The sequence below is a fragment of the Burkholderia dolosa genome, assembly GCF_902499135.1.
Lineage (GTDB): Bacteria > Pseudomonadota > Gammaproteobacteria > Burkholderiales > Burkholderiaceae > Burkholderia > Burkholderia dolosa.
This window is the reverse complement of sequence record NZ_CABVPR010000020.1, coordinates 58303-82347: the sequence shown is the minus strand read 5'-3', so window position 1 is coordinate 82347 and position 24045 is coordinate 58303. Positions and strand designations below refer to the sequence as shown.

At 67.1% G+C, this 24045-nt stretch carries 20 protein-coding genes; 19 read left to right on the top strand and 1 reads right to left on the bottom strand.

The features are described from left to right. Nucleotides 1–164 precede the first annotated feature (164 nt). The 18 genes from coq7 to lpxC all read left to right on the top strand — a co-directional run bounded on the left by coq7 (nt 165) and on the right by lpxC (nt 20406). Nucleotides 165–791, top strand: a complete 627-nt coding sequence (gene coq7, locus BUB20358_RS11730) for a 2-polyprenyl-3-methyl-6-methoxy-1,4-benzoquinone monooxygenase (protein ID WP_006765267.1) — start codon at nt 165–167, stop codon at nt 789–791. Between the two features lie 382 nt (nt 792–1173). Continuing rightward, the gene (gene mraZ, locus BUB20358_RS11725) at nt 1174–1602 is read left to right on the top strand and encodes a division/cell wall cluster transcriptional repressor MraZ (protein ID WP_006400450.1); all 429 of its coding nucleotides are present in this window, start codon (nt 1174–1176) and stop codon (nt 1600–1602) included. A gap of 23 nt (nt 1603–1625) precedes the next feature. Then, nucleotides 1626–2567: a 16S rRNA (cytosine(1402)-N(4))-methyltransferase RsmH gene (gene rsmH, locus BUB20358_RS11720; RefSeq protein WP_035973114.1), complete on the top strand. Its 942-nt coding sequence runs from the start codon at nt 1626–1628 to the stop codon at nt 2565–2567. Further along, complete coding sequence (gene ftsL, locus BUB20358_RS11715) at nt 2564–2905, top strand: cell division protein FtsL (RefSeq protein WP_006765266.1); 342 nt, start codon at nt 2564–2566, stop codon at nt 2903–2905. Before rsmH ends, ftsL begins: the two co-directional genes overlap by 4 nt. Next, nucleotides 2902–4758, top strand: a complete 1857-nt coding sequence (locus BUB20358_RS11710; protein ID WP_006765265.1) for a peptidoglycan D,D-transpeptidase FtsI family protein — start codon at nt 2902–2904, stop codon at nt 4756–4758. Before ftsL ends, BUB20358_RS11710 begins: the two co-directional genes overlap by 4 nt. Then, on the top strand, nt 4755–6293 hold the full coding sequence (locus BUB20358_RS11705) for a UDP-N-acetylmuramoyl-L-alanyl-D-glutamate--2,6-diaminopimelate ligase (RefSeq protein ID WP_035973112.1): 1539 nt from the start codon (nt 4755–4757) through the stop codon (nt 6291–6293). The genes BUB20358_RS11710 and BUB20358_RS11705 overlap by 4 nt, the downstream gene beginning before the upstream one ends. Beyond that, nucleotides 6290–7696 carry a UDP-N-acetylmuramoyl-tripeptide--D-alanyl-D-alanine ligase gene (locus BUB20358_RS11700; RefSeq protein ID WP_035973110.1) on the top strand — a complete coding sequence of 469 codons (1407 nt, stop codon included), beginning with the start codon at nt 6290–6292 and terminating at the stop codon, nt 7694–7696. Before BUB20358_RS11705 ends, BUB20358_RS11700 begins: the two co-directional genes overlap by 4 nt. 16 nt (nt 7697–7712) lie before the next feature. Continuing rightward, nucleotides 7713–8882, top strand: a complete 1170-nt coding sequence (gene mraY, locus BUB20358_RS11695; protein WP_006765264.1) for a phospho-N-acetylmuramoyl-pentapeptide-transferase — start codon at nt 7713–7715, stop codon at nt 8880–8882. A 28-nt stretch (nt 8883–8910) separates the two neighbouring features. Then, the gene (gene murD, locus BUB20358_RS11690) at nt 8911–10425 is read left to right on the top strand and encodes a UDP-N-acetylmuramoyl-L-alanine--D-glutamate ligase (RefSeq protein ID WP_035973109.1); all 1515 of its coding nucleotides are present in this window, start codon (nt 8911–8913) and stop codon (nt 10423–10425) included. After that, entirely contained in the window at nt 10422–11705 is a 1284-nt protein-coding gene (ftsW, locus tag BUB20358_RS11685; RefSeq protein ID WP_035973108.1) for a putative lipid II flippase FtsW, read from the top strand. The genes murD and ftsW overlap by 4 nt, the downstream gene beginning before the upstream one ends. Next, a complete protein-coding gene (gene murG / locus BUB20358_RS11680; protein ID WP_035973107.1) occupies nt 11702–12805 on the top strand; it encodes an undecaprenyldiphospho-muramoylpentapeptide beta-N-acetylglucosaminyltransferase in 1104 nt (367 codons plus the stop codon). The genes ftsW and murG overlap by 4 nt, the downstream gene beginning before the upstream one ends. Further along, a complete protein-coding gene (gene murC, locus BUB20358_RS11675; protein WP_006765261.1) occupies nt 12802–14199 on the top strand; it encodes a UDP-N-acetylmuramate--L-alanine ligase in 1398 nt (465 codons plus the stop codon). The genes murG and murC overlap by 4 nt, the downstream gene beginning before the upstream one ends. A 1-nt stretch (nt 14200) precedes the next feature. Next, nucleotides 14201–15142, top strand: a complete 942-nt coding sequence (locus tag BUB20358_RS11670; protein ID WP_006765260.1) for a D-alanine--D-alanine ligase — start codon at nt 14201–14203, stop codon at nt 15140–15142. 19 nt (nt 15143–15161) lie between these two features. Further along, entirely contained in the window at nt 15162–15914 is a 753-nt protein-coding gene (locus BUB20358_RS11665) for a cell division protein FtsQ/DivIB (protein WP_006765259.1), read from the top strand. Between the two features lie 26 nt (nt 15915–15940). Continuing rightward, nucleotides 15941–17173 (top strand): cell division protein FtsA, encoded by a 1233-nt coding sequence (ftsA, locus tag BUB20358_RS11660; protein WP_035973105.1) that lies wholly within the window; start codon nt 15941–15943, stop codon nt 17171–17173. 183 nt (nt 17174–17356) lie between these two features. Further along, nucleotides 17357–18556 carry a cell division protein FtsZ gene (gene ftsZ / locus BUB20358_RS11655; protein WP_035973103.1) on the top strand — a complete coding sequence of 400 codons (1200 nt, stop codon included), beginning with the start codon at nt 17357–17359 and terminating at the stop codon, nt 18554–18556. 185 nt (nt 18557–18741) lie between these two features. After that, nucleotides 18742–19248, top strand: coding sequence for a peroxiredoxin (locus tag BUB20358_RS11650; RefSeq protein ID WP_035973101.1), 507 nt, complete (start codon nt 18742–18744; stop codon nt 19246–19248). Nucleotides 19249–19488: 240 nt separating this feature from the next. Further along, nucleotides 19489–20406, top strand: a complete 918-nt coding sequence (lpxC, locus tag BUB20358_RS11645; protein ID WP_035973100.1) for a UDP-3-O-acyl-N-acetylglucosamine deacetylase — start codon at nt 19489–19491, stop codon at nt 20404–20406. An 82-nt stretch (nt 20407–20488) separates the two neighbouring features. On the opposite strand, the gene BUB20358_RS11640 is transcribed toward lpxC, so the two are convergent. Further along, nucleotides 20489–20983 carry a DciA family protein gene (locus BUB20358_RS11640; RefSeq protein ID WP_035973432.1) on the bottom strand — a complete coding sequence of 165 codons (495 nt, stop codon included), beginning with the start codon at nt 20981–20983 and terminating at the stop codon, nt 20489–20491. 254 nt (nt 20984–21237) lie between these two features. Between BUB20358_RS11640 and secA the strand changes: the two genes are divergently transcribed. Continuing rightward, complete coding sequence (secA, locus tag BUB20358_RS11635; RefSeq protein WP_035973099.1) at nt 21238–24036, top strand: preprotein translocase subunit SecA; 2799 nt, start codon at nt 21238–21240, stop codon at nt 24034–24036. Nucleotides 24037–24045: the final 9 nt, after the last annotated feature.

Here is a 24045-nt window from a genome sequence, read left to right as displayed (position 1 = left end):
GCCACAAAGCGAAATGCCGTAGCGCAACGTCGCCATGTTTCCTTTATGCAACAATGGTTAAAATCACGGGTTAACCGCAATTTCCGCTGAAGAATCAAGTCGGTTACGCAGCGGAGCTCGTGCCTTTTGCCGCCCGCGGCAGCACATGCAGCCAGGAGAACAGGATGGTGTTGGATGAACTGATCAGCGAATTCGACCGCGGCTTGCGATCGCTGACCGGCATTAGCCGGATGAGCCGCCCGGTGCCGGTGCCCGCGGAGCCGCCGGCCGCCGAGCTCACGCCCGCCGAGCGCACGCATGCGGCCGGGCTGATGCGCGTCAATCACGTCGGCGAAGTTTGCGCGCAGGCGCTTTACCAGGCGCAGAAGCTGACCGCGCGTTCGCCGGCTGCAAAAGCGATGTTCGAGGAGGCGGCCCGCGAGGAAGAGGACCATCTCGCGTGGACCGCGCATCGGTTGAAGGAACTCGATTCGCGTCCGAGCGTGCTCAATCCGCTGTGGTATGCGGGTGCGCTGGCGATCGGCGTGGCGGCCGGCACGCTCGGCGACAAGGTGAGCCTCGGCTTCATGGCCGAGACCGAGCGTCAGGTGGAGAGCCACCTCGACGGCCATTTGTCGGATCTGCCGGCTGCCGATACGGCGTCTCGCGCGATCGTCGAACAGATGCGCGCGGACGAAGCGAAGCACGGCAAGGCCGCGACGAATGCCGGCGGGATCGAACTGCCGCTACCGGCGCGAATGCTGATGCGCGCTGCGTCGAAAGTCATGACGCGCACCGCGTACTACCTGTGAGAACGTTGCCGGGCGACGCCAGCGTCGCCCGCGCGCTGCAACCGATATCGCCCGTTTTCTCCGCGTTTTCCCGCCCTCGAAAGCCCAGTCCGCACGCCTGTCTGCCCCGCCTTTCTCATGTATCACCTTCACAAGCTGCACTAGCTCATTCATTTTTAACGCTTTTCGGATTGACGGCGCGCATGAGCTTGTGCGCGTAAGTCCTTGTTCTGACTAACAAAATTCGTCAAAAAAGCGGTCCGCTCCCTTGACCGTGCCACACCCTTCCTCTAAAGTGGGAGGCAGTGTGAGAAAGTGTATTTTTGTGTGATTCGGCGGGCTATTCCGGCTAGATTCTCAGCATTGAGCGGGTGCTTCGGTGCCCTGAACAGGAGAGCGGACAGTGTTCCAAGGGGCGTCGGCGCTGACGCTCGATGCGAAAGGGCGGATGTCGGTGCCGGCTCGCTATCGCGAAGCGCTGCAAGGACAGGCAGAAGGACGGGTGACTGTGACCAAGCACCCGGACGGCTGCCTGTTGCTGTTTCCGCGCCCCGAATGGGAAGTGTTTCGCGCGAAGATCGCCGCGCTGCCGATGGATGCGCACTGGTGGCGGCGGATTTTTCTCGGCAATGCGATGGACGTCGATCTCGACAGCGCAGGCCGGATTCTCGTATCGCCCGAGCTGCGGATGGCAGCCGGACTGGAAAAGGAAGTCATGTTGTTGGGAATGGGCAGTCACTTCGAGCTGTGGGATTCGCAGACCTACATCGCGAAGGAGCAGGCAGCGATGGCGCAGGGCATGCCCGACGCGCTGAAGAACTTCACGTTCTGATTGCGGTGACGGAGACGCCCGCGATGGGAAACGAATTGCAGCATCGGACGGTGCTGTTGGACGAAGCGGTCGAAGCGCTCGTGACGCGGCCGGACGGCATTTACGTCGACGGCACGTTCGGGCGCGGCGGTCACAGCCGTGCGGTGCTCGCGCGGTTGTCGGCTACCGGACGGCTGATCGCGTTCGACAAGGATCCGAGGGCGATCGAGACGGCGCAGGCAATCGGCGACGCGCGCTTCTCGATCGTGCACGACAGCTTCGCATCGATGCGCGACGCGCTCGCGGCGCGCGGCGTCGACAAGGTGACGGGGGTGTTGCTGGACCTGGGCGTGTCCTCGCCGCAGGTGGACGATCCGGCGCGCGGCTTCAGCTTTCGCGCCGATGGTCCGCTGGACATGCGTATGGATCCGACGCGCGGCGAATCGGCGGCGGAATGGCTCGCGCGGGCTTCGCTGCAGGAACTGACGGAGGTGATACGAGATTATGGGGAAGAACGGTTTGCTTTTCAGATTGCAAAGGCGCTTGTTGCTCGCCGGGCAGAGTCCGACCGTCTCGGGCCTCTCGACAGCACGGGCGAGCTTGCCCAAATCGTGGGTCACGTCGTCAAAACCCGTGAGAAGGGCAAGGATCCGGCAACCCGCACCTTTCAGGCTATACGGATTCACGTCAATCAAGAGCTTGCGGACCTGCAAGTCGTACTAGAGGCGGCGTTGTCGTTGCTGGAGCAAGGGGGGCGGCTGGTGGTCATCAGCTTTCATTCACTCGAGGACCGGATCGTCAAGCGATTCCTGCAGGCGCACGCGAGTGCGCCTGCGGTCGATCGCCGCCTGCCGATCCGCGCCGTCGACCTCCCGAGCCCGCCGCTCAAGACAATCGGCCGCCAATTTCCGAGCGAAGCGGAAGTCGCCGCGAATCCGCGTGCGCGCTCGGCCGTGATGCGCATTGCGGAGCGCGTCACGCCATGAGCCGCTTCAACATCTTCCTGCTGATCATCGTGATGGGATGCGCGCTGTCGGTCGTCAACTCGACGAACCAGCAGCGCCAGATCTTCATCCAGCTGCAGCGCGCGCAGTCGCAGGAGCGTCAGCTGCAGCAGGACTATGCGCAGCTTCAATATCAGCAGAGCGCGCTGTCGAAGACGTCGCGCATCGAGCAGCTCGCGAACGATTCGCTGAAGATGCAGCCGATCACGACGGGCCGCACGCAATACCTGACGCTGCCGCCGGGTGCCGCGAAGGCGATCGACGCGCCGATTCCGGCGTCGGCCGACACGGCCGGCAAGGGCAACGGAGGCGCGCGATGAAGCCGGCTCCGAAGCGCCAGAACGTGAAATTTTCGTCGAGTCCCGTGCTGTCGGTGCATTTGCCGATGTGGCGCTCGAAGCTGGTCGTCTTCCTGCTGTTCATGGCGTTCGTCGCGCTCGCCGCGCGTGCGTTCTGGATCCAGGGCCCCGGCAACGCGTTCTATCAGAAGCAGGGCGAAAGCCGCTACCAGCGGACGATCGAACTGCCGGCCACGCGCGGCAAGATCCTCGACCGCAACGGCCTCGTGCTCGCGACGAGCCTGCCGGTGCGCGCGATCTGGGCGATTCCCGACGCGGTGCCGGACGATCTCGGCGCGGACAAGATCAACCAGCTCGGCAAGCTGCTCGGCATGACGCCGAAGGAGCTGCGCGCGAAGCTGTCCGGGGACAAGGGCTTCGTGTACGTGAAGCGCCAGGTGCCGATCGAGGTCGCGGACAAGGTCGCCGCACTCGACATTCCCGGTATCTATCAACGCAACGAATACAAGCGCTTCTATCCCGAAGGCGAGATCACCGCGCACCTGATCGGCTTCACGAACGTCGAGGACGAAGGGCAGGAAGGCGTCGAGCTCGGCGATCAGAAGATGCTGTCCGGCACGTCGGGCATGCGTCGTGTGATCAAGGACCGGCTCGGACACATCGTCGAGGACGTCGCCGAGCAGATTCCGCCGCACAACGGGACCGACGTCGACCTGTCGATCGACAGCAAGATCCAGTACATCGCGTACGCGAACCTGAAGGCCGCCGTCGAGAAGTTCAAGGCGAAGGCCGGCGCGGCGATGGTCGTCGACGTGCGCACGGGCGAGGTGCTCGCGCTGGTCAACTATCCGACCTACAACCCGAACGACCGCTCGCACCTGACGGGCGAGCAGCTGCGCAACCGGATTCTGACCGACGTATTCGAGCCGGGCTCGATCATGAAGCCGTTCACGGTGTCGCTCGCGCTCGACCTGCACCGCGTGACGCCGAACACGCTCGTCGAGACGGGTAACGGACACTTCGTGCTGGACGGCGCGCCGATCACCGACGACGCGGGCTTCGGCACGCTGACGGTCGGCGGCGTGATCCAGAAGTCGAGCAACATCGGCGCGACGAAGATCGCGATGACGATGCGGCCCGAGGAAATGTGGAATATGTATACGAGCATCGGCCTCGGCCAGGCGCCGAAGGTCGGCTTTCCGGGCGCCGCCGCCGGCCGGCTGCGTCCGTGGAAGAGCTGGCGCCGCATCGAGCAGGCGACGATGTCGTACGGCTACGGGCTGTCCGCGTCGCTGTTCCAGCTGGCGCGCGCGTACACGGCCATCGCGCACGACGGCGAGATGATGCCCGTGACGATTTTCAAGACCGACCCCAACCAGCCGATCGCCGGCACGCAGGTATTCACGCCGACCACCGCGCGCGAAGTGCGCGCGATGCTCGAGACCGTGGTCGCGCCGGGCGGCACGTCGCCGGATGCGGCGGTGCCCGGCTATCGCGTCGGCGGCAAGAGCGGCACCGCGTACAAGCATGAAGGCCACGGCTACACGCGCAAGTACCGCGCATCGTTCGTCGGGATGGCGCCGATGCCGAATCCGCGAATCGTCGTCGCGGTTTCCGTCGACGAGCCGACTGCCGGCAGCCACTTCGGCGGCCAGGTGTCCGGCCCGGTATTTTCGGCGATCGCCGGCGATACGCTGCGCGCGCTCAACGTGCCGCCGAACATGCCGATCAAGCAGCTGGTCGTGTCCGACGATTCGCCGGCCGCGCCCGGCGCGCCTGCAGCCGCGGGCCCGCAAAAGCTCGCTGCGGGCGGTCGCGCAAAGCATATGATCGTATCCAGCACGACACGCAATTCACCAGGAGTCGTTCGATGAGCGCCGCTCGCAGTTCCCATCCGGCGCATCAGCAGATCGCAGCCGCGCTCGCGTGGCTGCGTCAGCATGTAGCCCCCGCCGCGCAACTGCATGCCGACACGCGCAGCCTGCGGGGCGGCGACGTGTTCGTCGCGTATGCGGTCGACGGGGCAGACAATCGCGCTTTCATTGCCGATGCCGTCGCACGCGGCGCGGCCGCCGTGCTGTATCAGCCGGAAGGGCTGGCGGCGGCGCCGGCCGCGCCGGTCGCGTTCGCGGTGTCGGCGCTCGATCAGCTCGCCGGCGAGATCGCGAGCGGCTGGTACGGCGACCCGAGCGATGGCCTGCTCGCGATCGGCGTGACCGGCACGAACGGCAAGACGTCGTGCACGCAATGGATCGCCGCCGCGCTGACGGCGCTACGCGAGCCCTGCGCAGTGATCGGCACGCTCGGCAGCGGAATGCCCGGCCGGCTCGTGCCGACCGGTTTCACGACGCCGGACGCGCCGCAGTTGCAGCGCAGCCTCGCGCAGTTGCGCGACGCGGGCGCGAAAGCGGTCGCGATGGAGGTGTCGTCGCACGCGCTGCATCAGGGCCGCGTGAACGGCACCGCGTTCGACATCGCCGTGTTCACGAATCTCACGCAGGACCATCTCGACTATCACCGTACGTTCGACGCGTACGAAGCCGCGAAGGCGAAGCTGTTCGCATGGCGCGGCCTGCGCGCGGCGGTGATCAATCGCGACGACGCAGCCGGGCGCCGGCTGCTCGCGAAGCTGGCCGGGCGCGTGCGCACGATCGCGTACGGCATCGGCGACGCGCAATCGCCGGACGCGGACCGCGAACTCGTCGCGCTCGACGTGCGTGCGACCGCGACCGGCACCGCGTTCCGCGTGCGTTCGTCGTGGGGCGACGCCGATGTCGAGGTCGGCACGCTTGGCGCATTCAACGTCAGCAACCTGCTCGCCGTGCTCGGCGCGCTGCTCGCCGCCGATGTGCCGTTCGACGCGGCGATCGCGGAGATCGCGCGGCTCGAGCCCGTGAACGGGCGGATGCAGCGTCTCGGCGGCCGGCTGCAGAACGACGAGCCGCTCGTCGTGATCGACTACGCGCATACGCCGGACGCGCTCGAGAAGACGCTCGATGCGTTGCGCCCGATCGTCGCCGCGCGCGGCGGCCGGCTCGTCTGCATGTTCGGCTGCGGCGGCGATCGCGATGCGACGAAGCGCCCGCTGATGGGCGCGATCGCGGAGCGGCTCGCCGATGAAGTGGTCGTCACGAGCGACAACCCGCGCAGCGAGGATCCGCAGCGCATCATCGACCAGATCGTCGCCGGCATGAACGCACCGGACCGGGCGCGCCGAATCGAGGATCGCGCGAGCGCGATCCTGCAGGCCGTGCGCGGCGCCGCGCGCGAGGACGTCGTCGTGCTGGCCGGCAAGGGGCATGAGGCGACGCAGGAGGTGATGGGCAAGAAGCGTGCGTTCTCCGATCAGGATCACGCGCGGCTCGCGCTCGCGGCGCGCGTGACGCACGGCAAGGGAGGCGGCGAATGACGATGCTCAGTCTCGGCGAAGCCGCACGCCTGATTCCCGGCGCGACCGTGCACGGCGACGCGAACGTCACCTTCGAGCGCGTGTCGACGGACAGCCGCACGGTCGGCCCGGGCGACCTGTTCGTCGCGCTGAAAGGCGAGCGCTTCGACGCGCACGACTTCCTCGGCGACGTTGCAGCGCGCGGCGCGGCCGCGGCGCTCGTCGCGCACGTGCCGCCGGGCCTCGCGCTGCCGGCGATCGACGGCGGCGAAACGCGCGCCGCGCTCGGCGCGCTCGCGCACGGCTGGCGCAAGCGCTTCACGCTGCCGCTCGTCGCGGTGACGGGCAGCAACGGCAAGACGACCGTCAAGGAAATGATCGCGTCGATCTTCGCGGCAGCCGTCGGCGCCGACGCGCGCCTCGCGACGACCGGCAACCTGAACAACGACATCGGCGTGCCGCTGACGCTGCTGCGCCTGTCGGCCGCGCATCGGCTCGCGGTGATCGAGCTCGGGATGAACCATCCGGGCGAGACCGACGTTCTCGCGCGCTTCGCGGCCCCAACGGTCGCGCTCGTCAACAACGCGCAGCGCGAACATCAGGAATTCATGGCGACGGTCGAAGCGGTCGCGCTCGAGCACGCGGCCGCAATTCACGCGCTGACGCCGGACGGCGTCGCGGTGTTCCCGGCCGACGACGCGTACGCGAGCATCTGGCGCGTCGCGGCGACCGGCAGCCGAATCCTCGATTTCGCGCTGCACGACGACGCACGGCAGACCGATGCGCAGATCACAGGGCGCCTGCACGGCGGCGAACTCGCGATCGCCACGCCGGCCGGCGCGATGACGGTGCGGCTGCGCGCGCTCGGCGAGCACAATGCGCGCAACGCGCTCGCGGCAACGGCCGCGGCGCTGGCGGCCGGCGTCGCGCTGCCGGCGATCCGGCAGGGCCTCGAAGCGTTCGAGCCGGTCAAGGGACGCCTGCAGGTCCGTCGTGCGGACGTCGGCAGCCTCGCCGGCGCGACCGTCGTCGACGACACGTACAACGCGAACCCCGACTCGATGCGTGCGGCGATCGACGTGCTCGCCGCGCAGCCGGCGCCGCGCGTGCTGGTGATCGGCGACATGGGCGAAGTCGGCGACGAAGGGCCGGCATTCCACCGCGAAGTCGGCGCGTATGCGCGCGAACGCGGAATCGATGCGCTGTTCGCGCTCGGCGACGCGTCGCGCGACGCCTGCGCCGCGTACGGCGACACGGCCCGCCATTTCGACGACGTCGGCGCGCTCGTTTCCGCGCTGCTCGCGGCCGGCTACGGCTCGCAGGCGACCGTGCTCGTGAAGGGCTCGCGATACATGAAGATGGAGCGCGTCGTCGATGCGCTGACGAATCAACCCGCGGCGGGCACGCAGCCCGCCGCTCACTGAGTAGAAGGAAGGAAGCATGCTGCTGGCGCTGGCGCAATGGCTGCAAGGAGACGCAAGCTTTTTGCGCTTGTTCACGTACCTGACGTTCCGTGCGGTGATGGCTACCATCACCGCGCTCGGCATCGGGCTCGTGTGCGGACCGTGGGTGATCCGCAAGCTGACGGAAATGAAGGTCGGCCAGGCCGTGCGCAAGGATGGCCCGCAGACTCACCTCGTCAAGTCCGGCACGCCGACGATGGGCGGCGTGCTGATCTTGATCGGCATCGCGGTCGCGACGCTGCTGTGGGGCGACCTGACGAACCGTTTCATCTGGATCGTGATGCTCGTCACGTTCGGCTTCGGCGTGATCGGCTGGGTCGACGACTACCGCAAGGTCGTCTACAAGGATCCGCGCGGGATGTCGTCGCGCGAGAAGTATTTCTGGCAGTCGGTGATCGGCCTGTTCGCAGCCGTGTACCTCGCGTTCAGCGTGTCCGAGGCGAACAACGTGCGCGTGTTCGACCTGTTCATGGCGTGGGTGAGAAGCGGGCTGTCGATGGGGCTGCCCGCGCGGGCCGACCTGATGCTGCCGTTCCTGAAGTCGATCAGCTACCCGCTCGGCGTGTGGGGCTTCATCGCGCTCACCTATTTCGTGATCGTCGGCGCGAGCAACGCAGTGAACCTGACCGACGGCCTCGACGGCCTCGTGATCATGCCCGTCGTGCTGGTCGGCGCGTCGCTCGGCGTATTTGCGTACGTGATGGGCAGCTCGGTCTATTCGAAATACCTGCTATTCCCGCATATCCCGGGCGCCGGCGAACTGCTGATCTTCTGTTCGGCGATGGGCGGCGCCGGGCTCGCGTTCCTCTGGTACAACACGCACCCCGCGCAGGTGTTCATGGGCGACGTCGGCGCGCTGGCGCTCGGCGGCGCGCTCGGCACGGTCGCGGTGATCGTGCGTCAGGAAATCGTGCTGTTCATCATGGGCGGCATCTTCGTCGCGGAAACGCTGTCGGTGATGCTGCAGGTCACGTGGTTCAAGTACACGAAAAAGCGCTATGGCGAGGGGCGGCGCATCTTCAAGATGGCGCCGCTGCATCACCATTTCGAACTGTCCGGCTGGAAGGAAACGCAGGTGGTGGTGCGTTTCTGGATCATCACGCTGATGCTGTGCCTGTTCGGTCTGTCCACCCTCAAGCTGCGGTAAAGGAAAGGTAACAAGGATGTCTGGCGAGATGTTTGGAGATCGGCAACGGCCGATGGTGCTCGTGCTGGGGCTCGGAGAATCGGGCCTCGCGATCGCGCGGTGGTGCGCGAGGCACGGGTGCCGGCTGCGCATTGCGGATACCCGCGACGCGCCGCCCAACCTTGCCGCGCTGCAGGCCGAAGGCATCGATGCGGAATTCGTCGGCGGGCCGTTCGCGCCCGCGCTGCTCGACGGCGGCGTCGAGATCGTCGGGCTGAGCCCCGGCCTGTCGCCGCTCGAACCGGAGCTCGCGGCGCTGATCGCCGCCGCGAACGAGCGCGGAATCGCGGTGTGGGGCGAACTGGAGTTCTTCGCGCAGGCGCTGCGTTCGCTCGGCACGAGCGGCTATCAGCCGAAGGTGCTCGCGATCACCGGCACGAACGGCAAGACGACGACGACGAGTCTCGCCGGCCTGCTGTGCCGGCGCGCGGGCAGGAAGGTCGCCGTCGCCGGCAACATCAGCCCGGCGATGCTCGACCGGCTCGCTGCCGCGATCGACGACACGGCGCTGCCCGACGTGTGGGTGCTCGAACTGTCGAGCTTCCAGCTGGAGACTGCGCGCACGTTCGCGCCCGATGCGGCCGCGATCCTCAACATCACGCAGGACCACCTCGACTGGCACGGCAGCTTCGACGCGTACGCGGCCGCAAAGGGCCGCATCTTCGGCGCGACGACGACGCGCGTGCTGAACCGCGACGACGCGGCCGTGATGAAGTTCGCGCCCGCGGCAGGCGCGGCCGACGCGCCGCGCACGATCACGTTCGGCCTGAACGAGCCGACGCAGGACGGCGACTACGGACTGTCGCGCGACAACGGCATCGCATGGCTCGTCGAAGCGGTCGATCGCGACGCACCGGACGAGGCCGCGACGACGACTCGCCGCCGCAAGCGCGACGCCGCACATACGCCCGACATCGCGCTGAAGCGCCTGATGCCGGCCGACGCTTTGCGCATTCGCGGGCTGCACAACGCGGCGAACGCACTGTCCGCGTTCGCGCTCGCGCGCGCGATCGACCTGCCGGCCGCGCCGCTGCTGCATGCGCTGCGCGAGTATCGCGGCGAAGCGCATCGCGTCGAAGTGATCGCGACGATCGAAGACGTCGATTACGTCGACGACAGCAAGGGCACGAACGTCGGCGCGACGGTTGCCGCGCTCGACGGCCTTGCGCAGAAGACCGTGCTGATCGCCGGCGGCGACGGCAAGGGTCAGGATTTCGCGCCGCTCGTCGCGCCGGTCGCGCGCTGGTGCCGTGCGGTGATGCTGATCGGCCGCGACGCGCCCGCGATCCGCGCGACGCTCGCCGAAACCGGCGTGCCGCTCGTCGATCACCCGACGCTCGAAGATGCCGTGCGCGCGGCGGCGGCGCTCGCCGAACCGGGCGATGCGGTGCTGCTGTCGCCCGCGTGCGCGAGCCTCGACATGTTCCGCAATTACGCCCACCGCGCGGAAGTGTTCCGCGCGGCGGTGGACGACCTCGCCATCGACAAAGGAGCGACGCCATGAGCTGGTCCGATCGCCTCGTGTCCCGTTTCAACGACCGGCGCGACGCGGGCGGCAATGCCGCCGGCGGCCGCGTCGCGTCGGCCACGCGCGCTGCGACGGGCGGCCTCGCGAGCGTCGTCAACGGCGTGCGGCCGAGCCGCTCGCGGATGCTCGACTTCGACTACTCGCTGCTGTGGGTCGCGATCGCGCTGCTCGGGCTCGGCGTCGTGATGGTGTATTCGGCGTCGATCGCGATGCCCGATTCGCCGAAATACGCGTCGTACCACGATTACGCGTTCCTGATGCGCCACTCGGTGTCGCTCGTCGTCGCGTTCATCGCGGCGGTGATCGCGTTCCGCGTGCCGGTGTCGACGTGGGACAAGTACGCGCCGCATCTTTTCCTGATCGCGCTCGTCGGCCTCGTGATCGTGCTGATTCCGCACGTCGGCAAGGGCGTGAACGGCGCGCGCCGCTGGATTCCGCTCGGCATCACGAACATGCAGCCGTCGGAAATCATGAAGCTCGCGGTGACGATCTACGCGGCGAACTACACGGTCCGCAAGCAGGAATACATGCAGAGCTTCGCGAAAGGCTTCCTGCCGATGGCGTTCGCGGTCGGCCTCGTCGGCGCGCTGCTGCTGCTCGAGCCGGACATGGGCGCGTTCATGGTGGTCGCCGCGATCGCGATGGGCGTGCTGTTCCTCGGCGGCGTGAACGGCAAGCTGTTCGGCGGCCTCGTCGCGACGGCGGTCGGCACGTTCACGATGCTCGTGTGGCTGTCGCCGTGGCGGCGCGAGCGGATTTTCGCGTATCTCGATCCGTGGGACGAGCGCTATGCGCAGGGCAAGGCGTACCAGCTCACGCACTCGCTGATCGCGTTCGGCCGCGGCGAATGGTTCGGCGTCGGCCTCGGCGGCAGCGTCGAGAAGCTGAACTACCTGCCGGAAGCGCATACCGACTTCATCCTCGCGGTGATCGGCGAGGAGCTGGGCTTCGTCGGCGTGCTGGTCGTGATCCTGCTGTTCTACTGGATCGTGCGGCGTGCGTTCGAAATCGGCCGTCAGGCGCTCGCGCTCGATCGCACGTTCGCGGGGCTGATGGCGAAGGGCATCGGCATCTGGTTCGGCGCGCAGGCGTTCATCAACATGGGCGTGAACCTCGGCCTGCTGCCGACCAAGGGGCTGACGCTGCCGCTGGTCAGCTACGGCGGCTCGGGCATTCTGCTGAACTGCGTCGCGCTCGCGGTGCTGCTGCGGGTCGACTACGAAAACCGGGTGCTGATGCGCGGAGGCAAGGTATGACCGCGTCGCGACGCACGCTGATGGTGATGGCCGGCGGCACCGGCGGGCACGTGTTCCCGGGGCTCGCGGTCGCGCACCGGATGGAAGCGGCGGGCTGGCGCGTCGTCTGGCTCGGCAATCCGGCCGGGATGGAAGCGACGCTCGTGCCGAAGCACGGCATTCCGATGGAGTACGTACGCTTCGGCGGGCTGCGCGGCAAGGGGCTGAAGACCAAGCTCGCGCTGCCGTTCAACCTGCTGCGCGCGTGCTCGCAGAGCCTCGGCGCGCTGCGTCGCGTGCGGCCGGACGTCGTGCTCGGGATGGGCGGCTACATCACGTTCCCGGCGGGCGTGATGGCCGCGCTGTCGGGGCGGCCGCTCGTGCTGCACGAACAGAATTCGATCGCGGGTCTCGCGAACAAGGTGCTCGCGAAATTCGCGAAACGCGTGCTCGTCGCGTTCCCCGGCGCGCTGCCGCACGCCGAATGGACCGGCAATCCGATTCGTGCGGAACTTGCGCGCACGGAACCGCCCAAAGCACGCTATGCGGCGCGCAGCGGTCCGCTGAACGTGCTGGTCGTCGGCGGCAGTCTCGGCGCGGCCGCGCTGAACGAAGTCGTGCCGCGCGCGCTCGCGCTGCTGGCGCCGGGCGAGCGCCCGCGCATCGTGCATCAGGCCGGCGCGAAGCATATCGACGCGCTGAAGGCGAACTACGAGGCGGCCGGCTTTACGGCCGGCGACGACGTGCGGCTCGTGCCGTTCATCGACGACATGGCGGCCGCGTATGCGGCGGCCGATCTCGTGATCTGCCGCTCGGGTGCGATGACGGTATCGGAAATCGCGGCGGTGGGCGTCGCGGCGCTGTTCGTGCCGTTCCCGTACGCGGTCGACGATCACCAGACGACCAACGCCGCGTTCCTCGCCGATGCGGGCGCGGCGGTGCTGGTGCAACAACGCGACCTGTCGGCGGATCTGCTCGCCGACTGGCTGCGCGGCCAGTCGCGGGCGTCGCTCGCGGACATGGCCGAGCGTTCGCGCTCATTGGCGAAGCCGGAGGCCACCGACGAAGTCGCGCGGATCTGCGCGACGGTGGCCGGCGCGAACCTGGAAGAACTGCAATGAAACACATCGTCAAACATATTCATTTCGTCGGGATCGGCGGCGCGGGCATGAGCGGCATCGCCGAAGTGCTCGTCAACCTCGGCTACGAGGTCAGCGGCTCGGACCTGTCGCGCAATGCGGTCACCGACCGTCTGGAAGCGCTTGGTGCCCGGATCGCGATCGGCCACGACGCGGCGAACATCGCGGGCGCGAACGCGGTCGTCGTGTCGACTGCCGTGCGCTCCGACAACCCCGAAGTGCTGGCCGCGCGTCATCAGCGCGTGCCGATCGTGCAGCGCGCGGTGATGCTCGCGGAGCTGATGCGCCTGAAGCAAGGGATCGCGATCGCCGGCACGCACGGCAAGACGACGACGACGAGCCTCGTCGCGAGCGTGCTCGCGGCGGGCGGCCTCGATCCGACCTTCGTGATCGGCGGCCGGCTGATCAGCGCCGGCGCGAACGCGCGGCTCGGCACGGGCGACTTCATCGTCGCCGAGGCCGACGAGTCGGACGCGTCGTTCCTGAACCTGTATCCGGTGATCGAAGTGATCACGAACATCGACGCCGATCACATGGATACGTACGGCCACGATTTCGCGCGGCTCAAGCAGGCGTTCATCGAGTTCACGCAGCGCCTGCCGTTCTACGGCAGCGCGGTCGTGTGCGTCGACGATCCGAACGTGCGGCAGATCATCCCGTTCATCTCGAAGCCGGTCGTGCGCTACGGGTTGTCGCCGGACGCGCAGGTGCGCGCGGAAGACATCGACGCGCGCGACGGCCGGATGCACTTCACGGTGATCCGCGAAGGGCGCGCGCCGCTCGCGGTCGTGCTGAATCTGCCGGGCCTGCACAACGTGCAGAACGCGCTCGCGGCGATCGCGATCGCGACCGATCTCGGCGTGTCGGACGACGCGATCCAGCAGGCGCTCGCGGAATTCAACGGCGTGGGGCGGCGCTTCCAGCGCTACGGCGACGTGCCGACCGCCGACGGCGGCCGCTACACGCTGATCGACGACTACGGCCACCACCCGGTCGAGATGGCCGCGACGATCGCGGCCGCGCGCGGCGCGTTTCCGGGCCGCCGGCTCGTGCTGGCGTTCCAGCCGCACCGCTACACGCGCACGCGCGACTGCTTCGACGATTTCGTGAACGTGCTGTCGACGGTCGATGCGCTGGTGCTGACGGAAGTGTATGCGGCCGGCGAGGCGGCGATCGTAACGGCCAACGGCGACGCGCTGTCGCGCGCGCTGCGCGCGGCCGGCAAGGTGGAGCCGGTGTTCGTCGCGACGGTCGACGAGGTGCCCGGCGCACTGGCGCAGGTCGCGCGGAACGGCGACGTGGTGATTACGATGGGCGCGGGTTCGATCGGCGGCGTGCCGGCGAAGATCGTGCAGAACACGCAACAGAAGGGATGACATGAGCGGGATCGATCCGAAACGTTTCGGCAAGGTGGCGGTGTTGTTCGGCGGCGAGTCCGCCGAGCGCGAGGTGTCGCTCACCTCGGGCCGCCTCGTGCTGCAGGGCCTGCGCGACGCGGGCGTCGACGCGCATCCGTTCGACCCGGCCGAGCGGCCGCTGTCCGCGCTGAAGGACGAAGGCTTCGTGCGCGCGTTCAACGCGCTGCACGGCGGCTACGGCGAGAACGGCCAGATCCAGGGCGCGCTCGATTTCTACGGGATCCGCTATACGGGCAGCGGCGTGCTCGGTTCGGCGCTCGGGCTCGACAAGTTCCGCACGAAGCTCGTGTGGCAGCAGACCGGCGTGCCGACGCCGCCGTTCGAGACGGTGATGCGCGGCGACGACTACGCGGCGCGTGCGACGGAGATCGTCGCGAAGCTCGGCCTGCCGCTGTTCGTGAAGCCGGCGAGCGAAGGCTCGAGCGTCGCGGTGCTGAAGGTGAAGACGGCCGACGCGTTGCCGGCCGCGCTGTCGGAAGCGGCGACGCACGACAAGATCGTGATCGTCGAGAAGAGCATCGAAGGCGGCGGCGAATACACAGCGTGCATCGCCGGCGATCTCGACCTGCCGCTGATCAAGATCGTGCCGGCCGGCGAGTTCTACGACTATCACGCGAAGTACGTCGCGAACGACACGCAGTACCTGATTCCGTGCGGGCTGCCGGCCGACAAGGAAGCGGAGCTGAAGCGCATCGCGCGGCGCGCGTTCGACGTGCTCGGCTGCACCGACTGGGGCCGTGCGGACTTCATGCTCGATGCGCAAGGCAACGCGTATTTCCTTGAAGTGAACACGGCCCCCGGGATGACCGACCACTCGCTGCCGCCGAAAGCGGCGCGCGCGATCGGCATCGGCTATTCGGAACTGGTCGTGAAGGTGCTGTCGCTCACGCTCAACGACTGACGCAGGAACGGAACGACGTATGTGGAACAACGTTCGCCAACTCAACCTTGCCGCCAGCGCGCTGTACGCGCTGCTGCTGCTCGTGTTGGCGGCGGCCGGCTGCTACTGGCTGATCCAGCGTCCGACGTTCGCGCTGCGCGAGATCCGGATCGACGGCGACACCGAGCACATCAACACGCCGACGGTGCGCGCAGGCGTGGTCGGCCGGCTGAAGGGCAATTTCTTCACGGTCGACCTCGACGCGGCACGCGCGGCGTTCGAGCAGATGCCGTGGGTGCGCCACGCGAGCGTGCGCCGCGTGTGGCCGAACGCGCTCGCCGTCACGCTCGAGGAGTACAAACCGCTCGGGACGTGGGGCAGCAGCCAGCTGGTGAGCGTCGACGGCGAACTGTTCACCGCGAACCAAGGCGAACTCGATCAGGAGCTGCCCGCGTTCGACGGCCCGGAGGGCAGTGCGAAGGAAGTCGTGTCGCGGTATCGCGACTTCGAGAAATGGTTTGCGCCGCTGAAGGCGGCGCCGGAAGAAGTGACGCTGTCGGCGCGCTACGCGTGGACGGTGAAGCTGTCGAACGGCATGCAGGTCGAGCTGGGCAGGGAGCGCAACAGCGATACGCTGCATGACCGCACCCAGCGCCTCGTCGCCGCGTGGCCGGCCGTCACGGAGCGCTGGGGCAACGACATCGAGTACGCGGACCTGCGCTATCCGAACGGATTCGCGATTCGCGCGGCAGGCATGCGGTTCCTGCCCGATACCGACAAGCGCAAGAAGTAACGAGAGATCACACGCAAGAGCACTTTATGAGCAAAGACTACAAGGATCTGCTGGTTGCCCTCGACATCGGCACGTCGAAGGTCGTGGCCATCGTCGCCGAGCTGAAGGGCGAAGGGCATTACGAGGTGATCGGTCTCGGCCAGAGCGAATCGAAGGGTCTGAAGAAGGGTGTGGTGGTCAACATCGAGGCCACCGTGCAGTCGATTCAGCGCGCGCTCGAGGAAGCCGAGCTGATGGCCGACTGCAAGATCACCAACGTGTTCACGGGCATCGCGGGCAGCCACATTCGCAGCTTCAATTCGAGCGGGATGGTCGCGATCAAGGACAAGGAAGTCACGCAGACCGACGTCGCGCGCGTGATCGAGACCGCGAAGGCGATCAACATCCCGACCGACCAGCAGGTGCTGCACATCCTCACGCAGGAATTCATCATCGACGGCCAGGAAGACGTGCGCGAGCCGATCGGGATGAGCGGCATCCGCCTCGAGGTGAAGGTGCACATCGTGACGGGCGCGGTGAGCGCCGCGCAGAACATCGTCAAGTGCGTGCGCCGCTGCGGGCTCGAAGTCAACGACCTGATCCTGCAGCCGCTCGCGTCGTCGCTCGCGGTGCTGACCGAGGACGAGAAGGATCTCGGCGTCGTGCTCGTCGACATCGGCGGCGGCACGACCGACATCGCGATCTTCGCGGAAGGCGCGATTCGCCACACGGCGGTGATTCCGATCGCCGGCGACCAGATCACGAGCGACATCGCGATGGCGCTGCGCACGCCGACGCCCGACGCGGAAGACATCAAGGTCGGCTACGGGATCGCGAAGCAGGCGCTCGCCGATCCGGACGAGATGGTCGAAGTGCCGGGCCTCGGCGAGCGCGGCCCGCGCACGCTGTCGCGCCAGGCGCTCGCCGCGGTGATCGAGCCGCGCGTCGAGGAGCTGTTCTCGCTCGTGCAGCAGGTCGTGCGCGAGTCGGGCTACGAAGAACTGCTGAGCTCCGGCGTGGTCATTACCGGCGGCGCCGCGATGATGCCGGGCATGGTCGAGCTCGGCGAAGACATTTTCCTGAAGCCGGTGCGCATCGGTGCGCCGGAGTACGCAGGCGGCCTCGCCGACGTCGTGCGCAACCCGCGCTATTCGACGGCGATGGGGCTGCTCGTCGAAGGCAGCGCGCAGCGCATGCGCGGCCGCAAGGTCGCCGTGCAGTCCGGCAACGCGGGGCAGATCTTCTCGCGGATGAAGGAGTGGTTCCTGAGCAATTTTTAAGTACCGGCGGCTCGGCATGCCGAGCCGGACGGAGTGACGGAAACCCGGAGCGGTCCGGCGTTTTTCCGGGACGAAACGAATCGAAATTCGCGCTGGTGCCGGCGGCTGGCGCGCGACGGAAGGTTGCCCGATCTTCCGCCGAATAACGGCCGAGTAGCAGCAATTTTCTTGACGGAGGCAACAATGGAATTCGAAATGCTGGAAACCGAAACCAACGGCACCATCATCAAGGTGGTCGGCGTTGGCGGCGCTGGCGGCAATGCCGTGCAGCACATGATCAACCGTGGCGTGCAGGGCGTCGACTTCATCGTGATGAACACGGATGCGCAGGCGCTGTCGCGTTCGCGCGCACCGTCGGTGATCCAGCTGGGCAACACGGGCCTCGGCGCCGGTGCGAAGCCGGAAATGGGCCGCGCGGCGGCAGAAGAGGCGCGCGAGCGCATCGCCGATGCGCTGCGCGGTGCGCACATGGTGTTCATCACCGCCGGCATGGGCGGCGGCACGGGCACGGGCGCGGCACCGGTCGTCGCGCAGATCGCGAAGGAGATGGGCATTCTGACGGTCGGTGTCGTCAGCAAGCCGTTCGAGTTCGAAGGCGGCAAGCGGATGCGCGTCGCCGAAGCCGGTTCGCAGCAGCTGGAGGATCACGTCGACTCGCTGATCGTCGTGCTGAACGACAAGCTGTTCGACGTGATGGGCGACGACGCCGAGATGGACAAGTGCTTCCAGTGCGCGGACGACGTGCTGAACAACGCGGTCGCCGGCATCGCCGAAATCATCAACGTCGACGGCCTCGTGAACGTCGACTTCGAAGACGTGAAGACGGTGATGGGCGAGCAGGGCAAGGCGATGATGGGCACGGCGACGGTCGCCGGCGTCGATCGCGCGCGCCTCGCGGCCGAACAGGCGGTGGCGAGCCCGCTGCTCGAAGGCGTCGATCTGTCGGGTGCGCGCGGCGTGCTGGTCAACATCACGTCGAGCCGTTCGCTGCGCCTGTCGGAAACGCGCGAAGTGATGAACACGATCAAGAGCTACGCGGCGGAAGACGCGACGGTGATCTTCGGTGCGGTGTACGACGACGCGATGGGCGATGCGCTGCGCGTGACGGTGGTCGCGACGGGGCTGGGCCGGGCAGCGAAGAAGCAGCAGTCCGCGCCGATGACGCTGCTGCGCACGGGTACCGACAACCAGCCGGTCAACGCGGTATCGCACAACGGCTATGCACCGGCTCATCACGTCAGCACGGCCGACTACGGCGCGCTCGACACGCCGGCGGTGTGGCGCAATTCGCGCGAAACCGCGGCATCGCACGTGCAGGCGCTGCAGGAAAAGGGTGTCGACACGTACGACATTCCGGCTTTCCTGCGCAAGCAGGCTGACTGACGCACACAGGCGAAGCCGCGGCCCCGTGCCGCGGTGTAGCCGGCGTGACGGATGCTACGGACCACGACAGGCCGCGTCGGCTGCGACGCCGGGCCGGGAGACGTGCCCTCTTCGCGCGAGCGAGGCGGGAGGGGCCGTGCTGTCCGCGACACGCCGAAAAACCGTATCGCTATGAGGGACCAGCCATGATTCAAGTGGGCGACGCGCTGCCCGACGCGCAATTGTTCGAGTTCGTCGACGACGCGCGCGCAGGCTGCACGCCGGGGCCGAATGCCTTCGGCGTGCGCGATCAGGTCGCGGGCAAGCGCGTGGTGATCTTCGGATTGCCGGGCGCTTTCACGCCGACCTGTTCGGCGCAGCATGTGCCGGGCTACGTCGAGCACGCGGAGCGGTTGCGCTCGGCGGGCATCGACGAGATCTGGTGCGTGTCCGTCAACGACGCATTCGTGATGGGCGCATGGGGACGTGATCTGCACACCGCGGGCAAGGTGCGCATGATCGCGGACGGCAGCGCGGCTTTCACTCATGCGCTGGGGCTGACGCAGGATTTGTCCGCGCGTGGCATGGGAATTCGTTCCCTGCGCTACGCGATGGTGGTCGACGACGGTGTGGTCAAGACGCTGGCCGTCGAAGCGCCGGGCAAATTCGAAGTGAGCGATGCGGCGAGTGTGCTGAAGACGTTGACGTCCTGATCGTGCGGTGAGCCGTTGCCTGCCGGCAACGCTGCTCGCTCGCGTCGGGGCAGTTGTAACACGGGCCGATGACCGGAAACGCCTCCGTTCCGGGCATCGGCCCGTCCCGTATCGGCGCGGGTAAACGGCCGAAACAGATTGATACGCACTTTCAAACAGCGTTGAATAGGGAATTACGCTATAATCGCGCCTATCGAATATAACTCCTGATTGATATCGTCAATCAAGAAGAAGACCATCATGCTGAAGCAGCGCACCATCAAATCCATCGTGAAGACCGTCGGTATCGGTCTGCACTCGGGCCGCAAGGTCGAACTGACGCTCCGCCCCGCCGCGCCGGGCACGGGGATCGTCTTCTCGCGCGTCGACTTGCCGACGCCCGTCGACATCCCCGCATCGGCGATGTCGATCGGCGACACGCGGCTCGCGTCGGTGTTGCAGAAGGATGGTGCGCGCGTGTCGACGGTCGAGCATCTGATGTCGGCGTGCGCAGGCCTCGGCATCGACAATCTGTATGTCGACGTGACGGCCGAGGAAATCCCGATCATGGACGGCAGCGCCGCGTCGTTCGTGTTCCTGATCCAGTCGGCGGGCATCGAGGAGCAGAACGCGCCGAAGCGCTTCATCAAGGTGAAGAAGCCGGTCGAAATCCGCGATGGCGACAAGTTCGCGCGTCTCGATCCGTATTTCGGCTTCAAGCTCAAGTTCACGATCGACTTCCGTCATCCGGCCGTCGACAAGACCGGCCAGGAGCTCGAGGTCGACTTCGCGAACACGTCGTACGTGCGCGAGATCGCGCGTGCGCGCACGTTCGGTTTCGCGCACGAAGTCGAAATGATGCGCGAGCTCGGTCTCGCGCGCGGCGGCAGCATGGACAACGCGATCGTGCTCGACGAGTACCGGATCCTGAACAACGACGGGTTGCGTTACGACGACGAGTTCGTGAAGCACAAGATGCTCGACGCGATCGGCGACCTGTACGTGGTCGGCCATCCGCTGCTGGCTGCGTACACTGCGTACAAGTCCGGGCACGGACTGAACAACGCGCTGCTGCGCGAGCTGCTCGCGCATGAAGATGCGTACGAGATCGTCACGTTCGACGATCCGCAGGCGGCGCCGAAAGGATTCGCGTTCGACGCGCAAACTGCATTCGCATGAGCGGCGCGCGGCACGGACGATAGGACGGGCGGCCTTCGGGCCGCTTTTTTGTTGTCCGCGCGGCCGACGGTTGCGCGGGCCGTTATTGCGGCTTCGGCGGCTTCTGCGGCTTCGCGCCGTGTCGCGCGGCCATCCGCGCAAGCGCCGCCTGCAGCGGCGACGGTTCGAGGTGATCGGCGAGTTCGCGCAACGCGGCCGCGCCGGCCGACGTCATCCGCGCCTGCTTCACGCGCGGCGGTTCCGGCGCGTCCTTCGGCCTCACCCGCACGCGCAGCGTCGCGACCGGCCAGCCGCGCTTCTGCAGATCCGCCAGCAGCCGCGGCTCGACCTGCCGCAACCGCGCGGCCAGCGCGTTGTGCGCGGCAAAGAGGGTCAGGGTGCCGTCCTTGATCGAGCCCGGCTCGACATGATTCGCAAGATAGTCGGGCAGCAGCGCGCCGAGATCGCGCTGCAGCGACGCAACCTGCTCGACGCCGGCGCGCAGCGCTGCGAACGCGTCGGTGCGGCCCAGCACTTCGGACACGGGTTGCGGGCGATGCGCGGCGAGCGGGCCGAAACGCTTGGAAAATCGGTTCATCGAGGCATTCTTCGGGCGCGTGGGCGCGCGGACATTGACGCCGATTGTACCCGCGCCGGCCTGCATACGCGCGGCTTTCGCCGCGTCCGGCCGGCGCGCCGGCGGCCGGCGCATGTGCGGCCGCGACACGGGCGCATGCGTGCCCGCGTGCTAAAATTCGTCGTTTGAATCCACTCATTCGCTAAGCCGCCGGGGCTCGGCGTCGGGGCGCGCGACGCGCCGGACGCCGGGGCTGCGACGCAGGATCCGATCCGATGACAACCGGTTTTCTCCAGAAAATTTTTGGCAGCCGCAACCAGCGGCTCGTCAAGCAATACCAAAAGACCGTCGCGACGATCAATGCGCTCGAAACGCAGATCGAAAAGCTGACGGACGACCAGTTGCGCGGCAAGACGGACGAATTCCGTCAGCGGATCGCGGCCGGCGAATCGCTCGACAAGCTGCTTCCCGAAGCGTTCGCGGTGTGCCGCGAGGCGAGCCGCCGCGTGCTGAAGATGCGCCACTTCGACGTGCAGCTGATCGGCGGCATGGTGCTCCATTACGGCAAGATCGCCGAAATGCGTACCGGCGAAGGCAAGACGCTCGTCGCGACGCTGCCGGTGTACCTGAACGCGCTCGCGGGCCGCGGCGTGCACGTCGTGACGGTCAACGACTATCTCGCGCAGCGCGACGCCGAATGGATGGCGCGCCTCTACAACTTCCTCGGTCTGTCGGTCGGCATCAATCTGTCCGGGATGGACCACGAGCACAAGCAGCAGGCGTACGCGGCGGACATCACGTACGGCACGAACAACGAGTTCGGCTTCGACTACCTGCGCGACAACATGGTGTACGAGACCGACGCGCGCGTGCAGCGGGGGCTGAACTTCGCGGTGGTCGACGAAGTGGACTCGATCCTGATCGACGAGGCGCGCACGCCGCTGATCATTTCGGGCCAGGCCGAAGACCACACCGAGCTGTACGTGCGGATGAACGCGCTGCCGCCGCTGCTCGAGCGCCAGATCGGCGAGGAGAAGGCCGACGGCACCGGCGTCGAGAAGCCGGGCGACTACACGCTCGACGAGAAGTCGCGGCAGGTGTTCCTGACGGAGTCCGGTCACGAGAAAGCCGAGCGCCTGCTTGCCGAGTGGGGCTTGATCGGCGAAGGCGAAAGCCTGTACGCGCCGCAGAACATCACGCTGATGCACCACGTGTATGCGGCGCTGCGCGCGCATACGCTGTTCCACAAGGATCAGCACTACGTGGTGCAGAACGGCGAGGTCGTGATCGTCGACGAATTCACCGGCCGCCTGATGGCCGGGCGCCGCTGGTCCGACGGCCTGCACCAGGCGGTCGAGGCGAAGGAGCACGTGAAGATCCAGAGCGAGAACCAGACGCTTGCGTCGATCACGTTCCAGAACTACTTCCGGATGTACGCGAAGCTCGCCGGCATGACCGGTACCGCTGACACCGAAGCGTACGAATTCAACGAGATCTACGGTCTCGAGACGGTCGTGATCCCGACCAACCGTCCGCCGAAGCGGATCGACAAGCAGGATCAGATCTACAAGACGGCGAAGGAGCGCTACGACGCGGTGATCCGCGACATCCGCGACTGCTACGAGCGCGGCCAGCCGGTGCTGGTCGGCACGACGTCGATCGAGAATTCCGAGCTGCTGTCGAACATGCTGAAGCAGGCCGGGCTGCCGCACGAAGTGCTGAACGCGAAGCAGCACGAGCGCGAAGCCGCGATCGTCGCGGAAGCCGGGCGGCCGCGCGCGATCACGATCGCGACCAACATGGCCGGTCGCGGTACCGACATCGTGCTCGGCGGCAACGTCGAGAAGCAGGCCGCGTTCATCGAAGCCGACGATTCGATTCCGCCCGACGAAAAGGCGCGCCGGATCCAGAAGCTGCACGACGAGTGGGAAACGCTGCACGAGCAGGTGAAGGCCGCGGGCGGCCTGCACATCATCGGCACCGAACGCCACGAATCGCGCCGGATCGACAACCAGCTGCGCGGCCGCGCGGGCCGGCAGGGCGATCCGGGTTCGTCGCGCTTCTATCTGTCGCTCGACGATCCGCTGCTGCGCATCTTCGCCGGCGACCGCGTGCGCGCGATCATGGATCGCCTGAAGATGCCGGAAGGCGAGGCGATCGAGGCCGGCATCGTCACGCGCTCGATCGAGTCCGCGCAACGCAAGGTCGAAGCGCGCAACTTCGACATCCGCAAGCAGCTGCTCGAATACGACGACGTCGCGAACGATCAGCGCAAGGTGATCTACCAGCAGCGCAACGAACTGCTCGAAGCACACGACATCACCGAGACGATCACCGCGATGCGCCATGGCGTGATCGCCGACGTGGTCCGTCAGTTCGTGCCGGAAGGCAGCATCGAAGAGCAGTGGGACGTGCCCGAGCTCGAGGAAGTGCTGCGCAACGACTGGCAGCTCGATCTCGCGATCCAGGAAATGGTGAACGAGTCGTCGGCGATCACGGCCGACGAAATCCTCGAAGCGGTGACGACGGCCGCCGACGAGCAATACGACGCGAAGGTCGCGCTGGTCGGCCGCGAGTCGTTCAGCGCGTTCGAGCGCTCGGTGATGCTGCAGACCGTCGACCGTCTGTGGCGCGAGCACCTCGCGGCACTCGACCATCTGCGCCAGGGCATCCACCTGCGCGGCTATGCGCAGAAGAACCCGAAGCAGGAATACAAGCGCGAAGCGTTCGAACTGTTCGCAGCGATGCTCGATGCGATCAAGCAGGAAGTCACGCGTATCGTGATGAACGTGCAGATCCAGTCGCCCGAGCAGCTCGAGGAAGCCGCCGAGCAGATCGAGGAGCGCGGCGGTCATCTCGAGAACGTCGAGTACCAGCATGCCGAATTCGCGGAAACCGGCGCGCCGGTCGCGGGCGGCGCGGCCGTCGCGGCGGCCACCGCGACGGCCGACATGGTCGGCAGCGCAATGACCCACAGCGGTCCCGGCGGCGAGATGCCGAAGGTCGGCCGCAACGACCCGTGCCCGTGCGGCAGCGGCAAGAAATACAAGCACTGTCACGGGAAGCTGTCATGATCGACGGCG